The sequence below is a fragment of the Burkholderia sp. AU15512 genome (assembly GCF_002223325.1).
Lineage (GTDB): Bacteria > Pseudomonadota > Gammaproteobacteria > Burkholderiales > Burkholderiaceae > Burkholderia.
This window is the reverse complement of sequence record NZ_NKEX01000006.1, coordinates 1,830,417-1,843,959: the sequence shown is the minus strand read 5'-3', so window position 1 is coordinate 1,843,959 and position 13,543 is coordinate 1,830,417. Positions and strand designations below refer to the sequence as shown.

12 protein-coding genes are annotated in these 13,543 nt (G+C 64.2%); 7 read left to right on the top strand and 5 right to left on the bottom strand.

Going from position 1 to position 13,543, the window contains the following annotated elements; all coding sequences use genetic code 11:
- Positions 1–115: 115 nt before the first annotated feature.
- The 5 genes from acnA to CFB43_RS27545 all read right to left on the bottom strand — a co-directional run bounded on the left by acnA (position 116) and on the right by CFB43_RS27545 (position 7,284).
- Positions 116–2,833 carry an aconitate hydratase AcnA gene (gene acnA / locus CFB43_RS27565; RefSeq protein WP_089497374.1) on the bottom strand — a complete coding sequence of 906 codons (2,718 nt, stop codon included), beginning with the start codon at positions 2,831–2,833 and terminating at the stop codon, positions 116–118.
- A 52-nt stretch (positions 2,834–2,885) separates the two neighbouring features.
- A complete protein-coding gene (locus CFB43_RS27560) occupies positions 2,886–4,337 on the bottom strand; it encodes a bifunctional 2-methylcitrate dehydratase/aconitate hydratase (protein ID WP_089497373.1) in 1,452 nt (483 codons plus the stop codon).
- Between the two features lie 22 nt (positions 4,338–4,359).
- On the bottom strand, positions 4,360–4,875 hold the full coding sequence (locus tag CFB43_RS27555) for a hypothetical protein (RefSeq protein ID WP_089442945.1): 516 nt from the start codon (positions 4,873–4,875) through the stop codon (positions 4,360–4,362).
- A 230-nt stretch (positions 4,876–5,105) separates the two neighbouring features.
- Positions 5,106–6,113, bottom strand: coding sequence for an HpcH/HpaI aldolase/citrate lyase family protein (locus CFB43_RS27550; protein ID WP_089497372.1), 1,008 nt, complete (start codon positions 6,111–6,113; stop codon positions 5,106–5,108).
- Between the two features lie 184 nt (positions 6,114–6,297).
- On the bottom strand, positions 6,298–7,284 hold the full coding sequence (locus CFB43_RS27545) for a malate dehydrogenase (protein ID WP_006479357.1): 987 nt from the start codon (positions 7,282–7,284) through the stop codon (positions 6,298–6,300).
- Positions 7,285–7,572: 288 nt separating this feature from the next.
- Here CFB43_RS27545 and CFB43_RS27540 point away from each other — a divergent pair, with 288 nt between their 5' ends.
- From CFB43_RS27540 to gltA, 7 genes are all read left to right on the top strand, one after another.
- Positions 7,573–8,397 carry a GntR family transcriptional regulator gene (locus CFB43_RS27540; RefSeq protein WP_039358249.1) on the top strand — a complete coding sequence of 275 codons (825 nt, stop codon included), beginning with the start codon at positions 7,573–7,575 and terminating at the stop codon, positions 8,395–8,397.
- 170 nt (positions 8,398–8,567) lie between these two features.
- A complete protein-coding gene (gene sdhC, locus CFB43_RS27535) occupies positions 8,568–8,984 on the top strand; it encodes a succinate dehydrogenase, cytochrome b556 subunit (RefSeq protein ID WP_034185792.1) in 417 nt (138 codons plus the stop codon).
- 4 nt (positions 8,985–8,988) lie between these two features.
- A complete protein-coding gene (gene sdhD / locus CFB43_RS27530) occupies positions 8,989–9,357 on the top strand; it encodes a succinate dehydrogenase, hydrophobic membrane anchor protein (protein ID WP_011355745.1) in 369 nt (122 codons plus the stop codon).
- 3 nt (positions 9,358–9,360) lie between these two features.
- The gene (gene sdhA / locus CFB43_RS27525) at positions 9,361–11,139 is read left to right on the top strand and encodes a succinate dehydrogenase flavoprotein subunit (RefSeq protein ID WP_089497371.1); all 1,779 of its coding nucleotides are present in this window, start codon (positions 9,361–9,363) and stop codon (positions 11,137–11,139) included.
- 21 nt (positions 11,140–11,160) lie between these two features.
- A complete protein-coding gene (locus tag CFB43_RS27520; protein WP_011355743.1) occupies positions 11,161–11,862 on the top strand; it encodes a succinate dehydrogenase iron-sulfur subunit in 702 nt (233 codons plus the stop codon).
- A gap of 7 nt (positions 11,863–11,869) precedes the next feature.
- Complete coding sequence (locus CFB43_RS27515) at positions 11,870–12,142, top strand: FAD assembly factor SdhE (RefSeq protein WP_011355742.1); 273 nt, start codon at positions 11,870–11,872, stop codon at positions 12,140–12,142.
- Between the two features lie 66 nt (positions 12,143–12,208).
- Positions 12,209–13,510: a citrate synthase gene (gene gltA, locus CFB43_RS27510; RefSeq protein WP_011355741.1), complete on the top strand. Its 1,302-nt coding sequence runs from the start codon at positions 12,209–12,211 to the stop codon at positions 13,508–13,510.
- Positions 13,511–13,543 lie beyond the last annotated feature (33 nt).

Here is a 13,543-nt window from a genome sequence, read left to right as displayed (position 1 = left end):
ACGACCGGTCACGCGGCGTAGCGCGCAGGCAAAAAAAGCCCGACACGAGGTCGGGCATCCAAATCGGCCGCAACCGCCCGCGAGGCGGCTGCGGCACCTGCAAGGTGCAGGGCGCTTACGCTGCGAGCAGCGAGCGCAGCACGAACGGCAGGATCCCGCCGTGCTTGTAGTAGTCGACTTCGATCGGCGTATCGATGCGCAGCAGCACCTGCACGCGCTGCGATTCGCCGTTCTTGCGATGGATCACGAGCGTGACGTCCTGTTGCGGCTTGAAGTCGTCGCCGAGGCCTTCGATGTCGTACGTTTCTTCACCGGTGATGCCGAGCGACTGGACGCTGTCCGCGCCCTTGAACTGCAGCGGCAGCACGCCCATGCCGACCAGGTTCGAGCGGTGGATGCGCTCGAAGCTGCGTGCGATCACGGCCTTCACGCCGAGCAGTTGCGTGCCCTTCGCGGCCCAGTCGCGCGACGAGCCCGTGCCGTACTCTTCGCCTGCGAACACGACCGTCGGCGTGCCGGCGGCAACGTACTGCATCGCTGCATCATAGATCGACTGCTGTTCGCCGCTCGGCTGGTGGATCGTCAGGCCGCCTTCGACGCGCGTGCCGTCCGCCTTCGGCGGGATCATCAGGTTCTTGATCCGGACGTTCGCGAACGTGCCGCGCATCATCACGTCGTGGTTGCCGCGGCGCGAGCCGTAGCTGTTGAAGTCGGCCTTCTGCACGCCGTTTTCCTTCAGCCACTTGCCTGCCGGCGAGTCTTCCTTGATCGAGCCTGCCGGGCTGATGTGGTCGGTCGTGACCGAGTCACCGAAGATGCCCAGTGCGCGCGCGCCCTTGACCGTCGGGATCGACGCAGCCGGTTCCATCGAGAAGTCGTTGCCGAAGAACGGCGGCTCGGCGATGTACGTCGACTTCGGCCAGTCATAGACCTGGCCCGATTCGCCCTCGATCTTGCTCCAGAGGTCGCCCTTCTTGGTCAGCTTCGAGTAGTTGTCCTCGAACTTCTTCGGGTCGAGCGCGAACTTGAGCAGCGCGTGGATTTCTTCGCTCGTCGGCCAGATGTCGCCGAGGTAGATGTCGCGGCCGCCCTTGCCCTTGCCGACCGGTTCGGTCATCAGGTCGCGCGTGATGTTGCCGGCGATCGCGTAGGCGACGACCAGCGGCGGCGACGCGAGGAAGTTCGCGCGGATGTTCGGGTGGATACGCGCTTCGAAGTTACGGTTGCCCGACAGCACGGCTGCCGCGACGATGTCGTTCTTCGTGATCGCTTCGTTCAGTTCCGGCGTCAGGTCGCCCGCGTTGCCGATACAGGTCGTGCAGCCGTAGGCGGCGACTTCGAAGCCGAGCTTCGACAGGTAGGGCAGCAGGCCCGTCTTCGTCAGGTACTCGGTGACGATGCGCGATCCCGGCGCGAGCGAGGTCTTGATCTTCGGATCGACCGTGAGGCCGGCCTCGACCGCCTTCTTCGCGAGCAGGCCGGCGGCCAGCAGCACGCTCGGGTTCGACGTGTTGGTGCACGACGTGATCGCGGCGATCAGGATGTCGCCGTTCTTCACGTCGACGCCGTTGCTCGTCGTGTATTGCGCGGCCAGGTCGTCCGCCTTCTTCGCGAAGCCGTTTTCCGCGACCGGCTTCGAGAACAGGTCGGTGAACGTCGACTTGACGTGGCCGATCTCGATGCGGTCCTGCGGGCGCTTCGGGCCGGCCAGCGACGGCGCGACCGTCGTCAGATCGAGCGTCACGACCTTCGTGTAGTCGATGTCGCCGGCTTTCGGGATGCCGAACAGCTTCTGCGCCTTGAAGTAGTTTTCGAACGCGGCGATTTCGGCCTTCGTGCGGCCGGTGCCTTCGAAGTACTCGATCGTCTTTTCGTCGACCGGGAAGAAGCCCATCGTCGCGCCGTATTCGGGCGCCATGTTGCCGATCGTCGCGCGGTCCGGCAGCGACAGCGACTTCGTGCCTTCGCCGAAGAACTCGACGAACTTGCCGACGACCTTCTCCTTGCGCAGCATTTCGGTGATCGTCAGCACCAGGTCGGTGGCCGTCACGCCTTCGCGCAGCTTGCCCTTCAGCTCGACGCCGACGACGTCCGGCGTCAGGAAGTACACCGGCTGGCCGAGCATGCCCGCTTCAGCCTCGATGCCGCCCACGCCCCAGCCGACCACGCCGATGCCGTTGATCATCGTCGTGTGGCTGTCGGTGCCGACGAGGGTGTCCGGGTAGTACACGGTGTCGCCGCCGTCCGCCTTCTTGTGGACGCCGCGCGCGAGGTATTCCAGGTTCACCTGGTGGACGATGCCGACGCCCGGCGGCACGACCTTGAACGTGTCGAATGCCTGCATGCCCCACTTCATGAACTGGTAGCGCTCGTTGTTGCGCTGGAATTCCAGTTTCATGTTCAGGTCGAGCGCGTCCTTCTGGCGGAAGTAGTCGATCTGCACCGAGTGATCGACGACGAGATCGACCGGGACCAGCGGCTCGATCTTCTTCGGGTTCTTGCCGGTACGCTCCGCGACGCCGCGCATGGCCGCGATGTCGGCGAGCAGCGGCACGCCCGTGAAGTCCTGCAGCACGACGCGGGACACCACGAACGGAATCTCGTCGACGCGCTTGTCGTTCGGCTTCCAGTTCGCGAGCTGCTGGATGTGCTCTTCGGTGATCTTCTTGCCGTCGTAGTTGCGCAGCACGGACTCGAGCACGATACGGATCGACACCGGCAGGCGTTCGATCTTCGTCTTCAGTTCCTTGCCGAGCTGCGGCAGCGAGTAGAACTTGCCTTTGCCGGAACCGCTGTCGAATTCCTTGAGGGTCTTGTGGAGATTGTGGGCCATGGTGATTTTCCTGGGTTTAAGGCTAGGAAACTACGTGTCCTGTAAATGACGGCTATATCACGTACAGATCGACGTACTCATCGACCGGCATCGCTTCGAGCTTTGCCTGGTCCAGCGACACGTCGAGAATCGCTTGTTGCTGCTTGGCCGGGAAGCGGCGGGCAAGGTTGGTCCTGAACTTCTCGACCAAGAGCGGGATGCCTTCGGCCCGGCGCCGCCGGTGGCCGAGCGGGTATTCGACCGCCACCTCGGCAAGCGTCGACCCGTCCGTGAACTCGATCGTCAGTGCATTCGCGATCGAGCGTTTGTCCGGGTCGTGGTAATCCTGCGTGAACTGCGGATCCTCGACGCACACGGTCTTCGCGCGCAGCGCGTCGATGCGGGGATCGGCGGCGGCCGAATCCTCGTAGTCGGCCGCGGTCAGCCGGCCGAACAGCAGCGGCACGGCGACCATGTACTGGATGCAGTGGTCGCGGTCGGCCGGATTGGCGAGCGGGCCCTGCTTGTCGATGATGCGGATCGCGGCCGCGTGCGTGCGGATCGTGATCCGGCTGATGTCGTCGGTCGTGCGGCCCGCGGCGGCGAGCTGCGCGTGCAGCTGCAGCGCGGCCTCGGCGGCCGTTTGCGCGTGGAATTCGGCGGGGAACGCGATCTTGAACAGCACGTTTTCCATCACGTACGTGCCGTACGGGCGCTGGAAGCGGAACGGCTTGCCGTCGAACAGCACGTCGTAGAAGCCCCAGGTCCTGGCGGTGAGCGCCGACGGGTAGCCCATTTCACCCGTTTTCGCGATCAGCGCGAGGCGCACCGCGCGGGAGGTTGCGTCGCCGGCCGCCCATGACTTGCGCGAACCCGTGTTCGGCGCGTGGCGGTAGGTGCGTAGCGCGTGGCCGTCGACGAACGCGTTGGACACAGCGTTGATCAGCTCGTCGCGCGCGAGCCCGAGCAGCCGGCCGACGACGGCCGTCGATGCGACCTTCACGAGCAGCACGTGGTCGAGCCCGACTGCATTGAACGAATTCTCGAGCGCGAGGCAGCCCTGGATCTCGTGGGCCTGGATCATCGCGACCAGCACGTCGCGCATCGCGAGCGGCTTGCGGCCGGCCGCGCGGGCCGTGCGGGAAAGCCAGTCGGCCGTCGCCAGGATCCCGCCGAGATTGTCGGACGGATGACCCCATTCGGCGGCGAGCCAGGTGTCGTTGAAGTCCAGCCAGCGGATCATCGCGCCGATGCCGAAGGCGGCCTGGACGGGATCGAGCTGGAAGGACGTGCCGGGCACCTTCGCGCCGTTCGGTACGATCGTGCCGGGCACGACGGGGCCGAGCAGCTTGGTGCAGGCAGGGTAGGAGAGCGCCTCGAGTCCGCATCCGAGCGTGTCGATCAGGCAATGACGCGCCGTCTCCAGCGCGAGCGCGCTGTCGATGCCGGTATTCAGCACGTAGTCGACGATATCGACGAGTACCGTATCCGGAGCAGGGCGGACGTTGGAGACCGGGGCGGACATCGAGGGGCCGATGGGAACGCGCTTAGTTCGTTGCCGGCTTCAGCTCGTTCGACTGCGTCGGTGCCGGCGTGCCTTGCGCCATTTCCGGCGTCACGCATTCGTCCGCGAGGCGTTCGCCGCCGTTCGCGTCGGAGAACAGCATCGCCTTGGTCGGGATCACGACCAGCTTGAAGCCTGCGGCCGGATCGTAGAACGTGTCGGCGCCCGTCGTCGTGGCCTGACGCGGCAGCTTGTAGTTCTTCTTCGCCCAGTGAACCGTGACGACCTGGTCGCGCTTCATGTCACCGGCGAGGTCGAACGACAGACCTTCCTTGCAGGACCACTTGACTGCGCCGTCCGGTACCGGATCGACCTTCGCTGCGGCACGTGCCTGTGCCTTCTTGCTGCGCGGGATGATGCGCTTGGCCGGCGCCGGGCGCTTGGCCGCTGCCTTCTTCGCGGTCGTCGTGGTCGTACCCTGGGCAAACGCGCTCGGAGCCGACACCAGCATCGTGGCGGACAAGGCGCCGATGGCGGTAGCGATCAGGAGTTTCTTCATGGAGTCAGAACCTTTCGATAATCAGTTGACAAGGGCCGGCAATCTGCGCCGCCGGCCGGGTTGAAACTGCACGCGCCCCGAAAGCGCGCAGCGGCCGCTATTTTCACCTATTTGGCCGCGTGTATATCAGGTTTTCGGGCTCCGTTACGTTTTTTGTCGTTTCGCAAACCTCTATCCGGTTCACGCGTCGTCGAATGCATGAAACTCGTGTATCGGCCGGCGGCGCGCGCTTACCGCGCGCTGCCCGCGGCGGTCGGGCCGAACAGCGGCGCGGCCTCGGCCGGCACCGGCTGGCCGGTGGCCCGTGCGCGGCGCAGCACCGACCAGTAATAGCGGTAACTCGCGCGATCGTGCAGCGTATCACCGTGGCGCGTCGGGCCCCAGTCGGCGGCCTGCGCGGCCAGCAGGATCTCGGCGGCCAGCGCGACTTCGTCGGTGCGCGGCGCGAACGCGTCGACGATCGGGCGGATCTGCGCGGGGTGAATGCTCCACATCCGCGTGAACGCGAATTCGTCGCGCGCGCGGCGTGCATCGGCGGCGACGACGCTCATGTCGCGCACCTCGGTCGTCACGTTGTGCGACGGCGTCTTGCCGTGCGCGTGGCAGGCCGCGGCGATTTCCAGCTTCGCGCGGCGCACGAGCGGATGCTCGAACTGGCCGGGCGAGCGCATCGCGAATTCGGGAATCGCGCCGTGGTGCGCGGAGACGAAATCCATCAGCCCGAAGCTCAGCGTGCCGACCGTCGGCAGCGCGGCGAGGGCGGCCGCCTGCGCGAGCGCGCCGTGCGTCTCGACCAGCACGTCGACCGGAATCGGCTGCGCGATGCCGAGCTCGCGACGCGTGCCTTCGATGAACGCGGTCATTTCGGCGGCATCGGCGGCGCTGGCGATCTTCGGCAGCGTGATGTAGGCGGGTGCACGCGATGCGCGCAGCACGATGCGGACGTCGTCGCGCCAGTGCGGGTGGGAAAAGTCGTGGATGCGGACGCCGACGCGGCCGAAGCGGTTCTCGTCGCTGCCGAGGATGTCGGTGACGAGTGCCGCGTGCGCGGCTTCCTGGCCGACGGCGGCGCCGTCTTCGCAGTCGAGCGTGATGTCGAACACGGGGCCCAGCTCGGCCTGCAGCGCGAGCGACTTGCGCATCAGCTTTTCGCTGCCCGCGTAGTGATCACAGCAGGGCAGGATCGCGGGCGGGGACGCCCCGTCGTACAGCACTTGTGCGGGAGTGAGCGCGGCCATCTCGTCTACGTCAGGGAAGCGGGTCAACGTGGAGAAAATCGGATTCGGACGCGTTCTGGGCGGGGGCGCGGCAAGCGCGGGGCGGCAAAACGTGCGCGGATCGGATCGGTCGGCCGGGCCGGCGGCTTGCCGGCCCGGGCCGAAACCGGGCTGCCCGAGGGCCGCCCGGCGAGGTGCTTGATGCTTAGTTCTTCAGCAGGTGGGCGACGCCATCGCGCTCTTCGAGCAGCTCGGCCAGCGTGCCGTCCATCTTCTCGCGCGAGAACGCGTCGATTTCCAGGCCTTCGACGCGCTTGTATTCGCCGTTTTCGCAGGTGACCGGCACGCCGTAGATGATGTCTTCGGGGATGCCGTACGAGCCGTCCGACGGGATGCCCATCGTGACCCACTTGCCGTTCGTGCCGAGGACCCAGTCACGCACGTGGTCGATCGCTGCGTTCGCTGCCGACGCTGCCGACGACAGGCCGCGCGCCTCGATGATCGCCGCGCCGCGCTTGCCGACGGTCGGGATGAACGTGTCGCGGTTCCACACGTCGTCGTTGATCAGCTTCAGCAGCGATTCGCCTTCGGCGGTCGCGAAGCGGAAGTCGGGGTACATCGTCGGCGAGTGGTTGCCCCACACGGCGAGCTTCTCGATCGATGCGACCGGCTTGCCCGACTTCGCTGCGAGCTGCGACAGCGCGCGGTTGTGGTCGAGGCGCAGCATGGCCGTGAAGTTCTTCTTCGGCAGATCCGGTGCCGACTTCATCGCGATGTAGGCGTTCGTGTTCGCCGGGTTGCCGACGACCAGCACCTTCACGTCGCGGCTCGCGACTTCGTTCAGCGCAGCGCCCTGAACCGTGAAGATTTCGGCGTTTGCCGACAGCAGGTCCTTGCGCTCCATGCCCTTCGAGCGCGGACGTGCGCCGACCAGCAGTGCGACGTCGGCATCCTTGAATGCGACCTTCGGATCGTCGGTGATCACGACGCCCGCGAGCAGCGGGAACGCGCAATCGTCGAGTTCCATCACGACGCCCTTGACGGCGCCTTGGGCTTGCGGGAGGTCGAGCAGTTGCAGGATGACCGGCTGGTCCTTGCCGAGCAGGTCGCCGTTCGCGATGCGGAACAGCAGGGAGTAAGCGATTTGACCTGCGGCGCCGGTGACGGCAACACGCTTTGCGGGCTTAGCCATTGAAAATCTCCAGGACGGGTAAAGCGTTGGACACTCGCGAAAACGCCATTCTATGCGCGTTGTGCGGAGTGTTGCATTGAAGCAGGGCGGAGGACTCGCGATGGCAGACGCGGTGAACCTGGAGACGGCCGTGGCACGTAGCCGGGGACGCGCTTTTGCACCCGCGAACCCTTGCTCGACCCGGAGTGTAGGAGCCGTCCGGCTCAAAGTCAAACGGTATCATATGTCTTATATAAGACAGATGTTTTGCGGAAATTGAGTGGACTTAAAAGTGCGGTTTGTGATGAAATGCGCGCCATGACATCGAACCAGGCGAATACCGCGAATCAGACCGGCGCAGGCGGCCCAGGGCAGCCGGGCGCGAGCGATCCCGCACCTTCGCCCGCGGCGGCTCCGTCGCCGACGTTCAGCCCGTTATACCAGCAGATTAAGTCATTAATCACGCAAAGTCTCGAAACCGGCGAGTGGAAGCCGGGCGAGATCATCCCGAGCGAGGTGGAGCTGGCGGCCCGTTACAAGGTCAGCCAGGGCACCGTCCGCAAGGCGATCGACGAGCTGGCCGCCGAAAACCTCGTGGTCCGGCGGCAGGGCAAGGGCACTTTTGTTGCGACGCACAATGAAGATCGCGCGCAGTTCCGCTTCCTGCGGCTGCTGGCCGACGACGGTGCCGAGCATCCGCACGTGAGCCGCCTGCTCGAATGCCGTCGCCTGCGCGCGCCGGCCGAGATCGCGCGGCAGCTCGACCTGAAGCCGGCCGATCCGGTCGTGCAGGTGCGCCGCCTGCTGGAGTTCGAGAACGAAGTGACGGTGCTCGACGAGATCTGGCTGCCGGGCGCGATGTTCCGCGGGCTCACGTTCGAGCGGCTGAGCGAGTACAAGGGGCCGCTCTACGCGATGTTCGAGACGGAGTTCGGTACGCGGATGATCCGCGCGACGGAAAAGATCCGCGCGGTCGCGGCGGAGCCGGCGGTGGCCGACCTGCTGCACGTGCCGGCAGGTTTCCCTTTGCTGTCGGTCGAGCGCGTGTCCTATACATACGGAGACCGGCCGGTGGAAGTGCGTCGCGGCTGGTATGTCACGACCGGGTACTACTATCAGAATGACTTGAGTTGACGGTGTATCGGCTCAAGCCGAGTGCGTTCGCGTTCCCCACGTTCGCGAAGCACGTTTCGGGCCGCCTTTGTTCTTGTTCGCGCAACTATCCAGAGCAGACTTTCGCTGCAGCGCGATATAAAAAGGCGCTAAAATCGCGGATTAGTGTGACAACATAGTAGGGGTCTAGCATGACTGATGCAGTAAGAAAGCCGAGGCCGGAATACCGGAACATCGGATTCGGCGATATCACGATGAAATATCGCATGCCGCTGGCAGCGATATTGTCGATTCTCCACCGAGTCAGCGGCGCGCTGCTGTTCTTGTTCCTGCCGTTCCTGCTGTTCCTCTTCGACCAGAGCCTCACGTCCGAGCTCAGCTTCGAAGTCTTCAAGGCTTTCCTCTCCAACATCATCGTCAAGCTGATCGTCCTCGCACTGTCGTGGGCCTTCTTCCACCATTTCTGCGCCGGCATTCGCCACCTGCTGATGGACGTCAACCACGACGCCGTCACGAAGGAAGGCGGCAAGCGGACGGCAGTCGTCGTCTTTGTCGTCTCGATCGCGCTGACGATCGCCATGGCACTCAAACTGTTCGGAGCATTCTAAGAAAATGGCAGCCAATAACCGAATCGGCTCGAAGCGCCTCGTCGTCGGCGCTCACTACGGCTTGCGCGACTGGCTCGCGCAGCGTATCACCGCCACGATCATGGCGGTCTACACGGTCATCCTGCTCGTCCTGTTCTTCGGCGCGCACGATTTCTCGTACGAAGGCTGGGCATCGATCTTCGCCGCGCAATGGATGAAGCTCGCGACCTTCGTGATGCTGCTTTCCCTCTTCTACCACGCATGGGTCGGCGTGCGCGACATCTGGATGGACTACGTGAAGCCCGTCGGTGTGCGCCTGCTGCTGCAATCGCTGACCATCGTCTGGCTGCTCGCATGTGCGGGCTACGCCGCGCAGATTCTCTGGAGAGTGTAAAGAATGGCTGCAATCAAAACTAACCTCCCGCGCCGCAAATTTGACGTCGTGATCGTCGGCGCAGGCGGCTCCGGCTTGCGCGCAGCGCTGCAACTGTCGCGCGCGGGCCTGTCGGTCGGCGTGCTGTCGAAAGTGTTCCCGACCCGTTCGCACACGGTGGCCGCGCAGGGCGGTATCGGTGCGTCGCTCGGCAACATGAGCGAAGACAACTGGCACTTCCACTTCTACGACACGATCAAGGGCTCCGACTGGCTCGGCGACCAGGACGCGATCGAATTCATGTGCCGTGAAGCGCCGAACGTCGTATATGAACTCGAGCACTTCGGCATGCCGTTCGACCGTAACGCGGACGGCACGATCTACCAGCGCCCGTTCGGCGGCCACACCGCGAACTACGGCGAGAAGCCGGTCCAGCGCGCCTGCGCGGCCGCCGACCGTACCGGTCACGCGCTGCTGCACACGCTGTACCAGCAGAACGTCGAAGCGAAGACGCAATTCTTCGTCGAATGGATGGCGCTCGATCTGATCCGCGACGCGGAAGGCGACGTGCTCGGCGTGACGGCCCTCGAGATGGAGACGGGTGACGTCTACATCATGGAAGGCAAGACGACGCTGTTCGCGACGGGCGGCGCAGGCCGGATCTTCGCGGCATCGACCAACGCGTTCATCAACACCGGCGACGGCCTCGGCATGGCTGCGCGTTCGGGCATCGCGCTGCAGGACATGGAGTTCTGGCAGTTCCACCCGACCGGCGTGGCCGGCGCGGGCGTGCTGATCACCGAAGGCGTGCGCGGCGAAGGCGGTATCCTGCGCAACGCGAACGGCGAGCGTTTCATGGAGCGCTACGCGCCGACGCTGAAGGATCTGGCGCCGCGTGACTTCGTGTCGCGTTCGATGGACCAGGAAATCAAGGAAGGCCGCGGCGTGGGTCCGAACAAGGATCACGTGCTGCTCGACCTGTCGCACATCGGCGCCGAGACGATCATGAAGCGTCTGCCGTCGATCCGCGAAATCGCGCTGAAGTTCGCGAACGTCGACGCGATCAAGGAACCGATCCCGGTCGTCCCGACGATCCACTACCAGATGGGCGGCATCCCGACCAACATCCACGGTCAGGTCGTCGGCACGACGCGCGGCGGTCACAAGGATCCGGTCAACGGTTTCTACGCAGTGGGCGAATGCTCGTGCGTGTCCGTGCACGGCGCGAACCGCCTCGGCACGAACTCGCTGCTGGACCTCGTGGTGTTCGGCCGTGCGGCCGGCAACCACATCGTCGAGCACGTGAAGAACCAGAAGGAACACAAGCCGCTGCCGGCCGATGCGGGCGAATTCTCGCTGGCACGTCTGGCGAAGCTCGACAAGTCGACCTCAGGTGAATACACGCAGGACGTCGCGAACGACATCCGCTCGACGATGCAGAAGCACGCAGGCGTGTTCCGCACGTCGGAGCTGCTGAAGGAAGGCGTCGACCAGATGGCCGGCCTGAAGGCACGCGTGGAAAACATCCACCTGAAGGACAAGTCGAAGGTGTTCAACACCGCGCGCGTCGAAGCGCTCGAGCTGGAGAACCTGATCGAAGTCGCTCGCGCAACGATGGTGTCGGCGGAAGCACGCAAGGAAAGCCGTGGCGCACACGCCCACAGCGACTACGAACACCGCGACGACGAGAACTGGCTGCGCCACACGCTGTGGTACAGCGAAGGCGATCGCCTCGACTACAAGCCGGTTCAAATGAAGCCGCTGACGGTCGAATCCGTGCCGCCGAAGCCGCGCACGTTCTAAGCCGAGTCAAAGGAATCCGAAATGGCAAAACGCATTTTTGAAGTCTACCGCTACGATCCGGACAAGGACGCAGCGCCGCGCATGCAGACGTACGAGCTGGAGCTCGAGCACGAGCGCATGCTGCTCGACGCACTGGTCAAGCTGAAGGCCGTGGACGAAACGCTGTCGTTCCGCCGTTCGTGCCGTGAAGGCGTGTGCGGTTCGGACGCGATGAACATCAACGGCAAGAACGGTCTCGCGTGCCTGACGAACCTGAACGACCTGCCGCAGAAGATCGTGCTGCGTCCGCTGCCGGGCCTGCCCGTCGTGCGCGACCTGATCGTCGACATGACGCACTTCTTCAACCAGTACCACTCGATCAAGCCGTACCTGATCAACGACGCGCCGCCGCCGGAGAAGGAACGCCTCCAGTCGCCGGAAGAGCGCGACGAGCTCGACGGCGTGTACGAGTGCATTCTGTGCGCAAGCTGCTCGACGTCGTGCCCGAGCTTCTGGTGGAACCCGGACAAGTTCGTCGGCCCGGCGGGCCTGCTGCAGGCTTACCGCTTCATCGCGGACAGCCGCGACACGGCCACCGGCGAGCGTCTCGACAACCTGGAAGACCCGTACCGTCTGTTCCGTTGCCACACGATCATGAACTGCGTCGACGTTTGCCCGAAGGGCCTGAACCCGACGAAGGCGATCGGCAAGATCAAGGAACTGATGGTTCGCCGCGCGGTTTAAGGTTGTGATGAGCGACGATTCGCATCAATCCGACCCGCACCGTCGCGCACGCCTTCGCTGGCGTGCGCGGCGGGGTCTGCTGGAGAACGACATCATTTTCGAGCGTTTCTTCAGCAGATACGAGCATGACCTCACCGATGCAGACGTAGGCGCGTTGTCGCGCCTGCTCGATCTGAGCGACAACGACCTGATGGACTTGCTCCTCGCGCGCAAGGAACCAGAAGGCGACCTAGACAGCCCGGATATTCACCGGCTGTTGGAGATGCTGCGCAACGTGTAACGCCAAGGTGTAACACGCTGTGCCCGTTATCGAATCCCGTTTCTTTATTTCGATTGAGGATGTGCCATGACTCCGTCTGATGTTAAAGCCACGCTATCGTTCAGCGACAACTCGCCGAGCGTCGAACTGCCGATCTACAAGGGCACGATGGGCCCGGACGTGATCGACATCCGCAAGCTGTACGGCCAGACCGGCAAGTTCACGTACGACCCGGGCTTCATGTCGACGGCAGCTTGTAATTCGGCGATCACGTACATCGACGGCGACAAGGGCGAGCTGCTGTACCGCGGCTACCCGATCGACAACCTCGCGCAAAACGCGGACTTCCTCGAAAGCTGCTACCTGCTGCTGAAGGGCGAACTGCCGAACGCAGCGCAAAAGAAGGAATTCGTCGACACCGTCACGAAGCACACGATGGTGCACGAGCAGATGCACTTCTTCTTCCGCGGCTTCCGTCGCGACGCGCACCCGATGGCGATCCTGGTCGCTGCAGTCGGCGCGCTGTCGGCGTTCTACCACGACTCGCTCGACATCAACGATCCGCGTCACCGTGAAGTGTCGGCGATCCGCATGATCGCGAAGCTGCCGACGCTCGTCGCGATGGCGTACAAGTACAGCATCGGCCAGCCGTTCGTGTATCCGAAGAACTCGCTGTCGTACAGCGCGAACTTCATGCACATGATGTTCTCGAACCCGTGCGAAGAGTACAAGGTCAACGACGTGCTCGTCCGCGCCCTCGACCGTATCCTGATCCTGCACGCCGACCACGAGCAGAACGCATCGACGTCGACCGTCCGCCTGGCCGGCTCGTCGGGCGCGAACCCGTTCGCGTGTATCGCTGCCGGTATCGCCTGCCTGTGGGGCCCGGCGCACGGTGGTGCGAACGAAGCCGCGCTGAACATGCTCGAGCAGATCGGTTCGCCGGACAACATCCCCGAATTCATCAAGCAGGTGAAGGACAAGAATTCGGGCGTGAAGCTGATGGGCTTCGGTCACCGCGTGTACAAGAACTACGACCCGCGTGCGAAGCTGATGCGCGAGACGTGCTACGAAGTGCTGAACGAACTGGGCCTGCACGACGACCCGCTGTTCAAGCTCGCGATGCAGCTCGAGAAGATCGCGCTGGAAGACGAATACTTCGTGTCGCGCAAGCTGTACCCGAACGTCGACTTCTACTCGGGCATCGTCCAGCGCGCGCTGGGCATCCCGACGTCGATGTTCACGTGTATCTTCGCGATGGCACGTACGGTCGGCTGGATCGCACAGTGGAACGAAATGATCGGCGATCCGGAACAGAAGATCGGCCGTCCGCGTCAGCTGTTCATCGGCGATACGCCGCGCGAAGCGAAGCCGCTCAACGCACGTTAAGTCGTGCGCGGCGCGAACGGCCGGCAGGCCGCT

Coding starts and splice junctions, on each gene's coding strand:
- acnA (WP_089497374.1), bottom strand. CDS start 2,833: ATGGCCCACAATCTCCACAAGACCCTCAAGGAATTCGACAGCGGTTCC.
- CFB43_RS27560 (WP_089497373.1), bottom strand. CDS start 4,337: ATGTCCGCCCCGGTCTCCAACGTCCGCCCTGCTCCGGATACGGTACTC.
- CFB43_RS27555 (WP_089442945.1), bottom strand. CDS start 4,875: ATGAAGAAACTCCTGATCGCTACCGCCATCGGCGCCTTGTCCGCCACG.
- CFB43_RS27550 (WP_089497372.1), bottom strand. CDS start 6,113: ATGGCCGCGCTCACTCCCGCACAAGTGCTGTACGACGGGGCGTCCCCG.
- CFB43_RS27545 (WP_006479357.1), bottom strand. CDS start 7,284: ATGGCTAAGCCCGCAAAGCGTGTTGCCGTCACCGGCGCCGCAGGTCAA.
- CFB43_RS27540 (WP_039358249.1), top strand. CDS start 7,573: ATGCGCGCCATGACATCGAACCAGGCGAATACCGCGAATCAGACCGGC.
- sdhC (WP_034185792.1), top strand. CDS start 8,568: ATGACTGATGCAGTAAGAAAGCCGAGGCCGGAATACCGGAACATCGGA.
- sdhD (WP_011355745.1), top strand. CDS start 8,989: ATGGCAGCCAATAACCGAATCGGCTCGAAGCGCCTCGTCGTCGGCGCT.
- sdhA (WP_089497371.1), top strand. CDS start 9,361: ATGGCTGCAATCAAAACTAACCTCCCGCGCCGCAAATTTGACGTCGTG.
- CFB43_RS27520 (WP_011355743.1), top strand. CDS start 11,161: ATGGCAAAACGCATTTTTGAAGTCTACCGCTACGATCCGGACAAGGAC.
- CFB43_RS27515 (WP_011355742.1), top strand. CDS start 11,870: ATGAGCGACGATTCGCATCAATCCGACCCGCACCGTCGCGCACGCCTT.
- gltA (WP_011355741.1), top strand. CDS start 12,209: ATGACTCCGTCTGATGTTAAAGCCACGCTATCGTTCAGCGACAACTCG.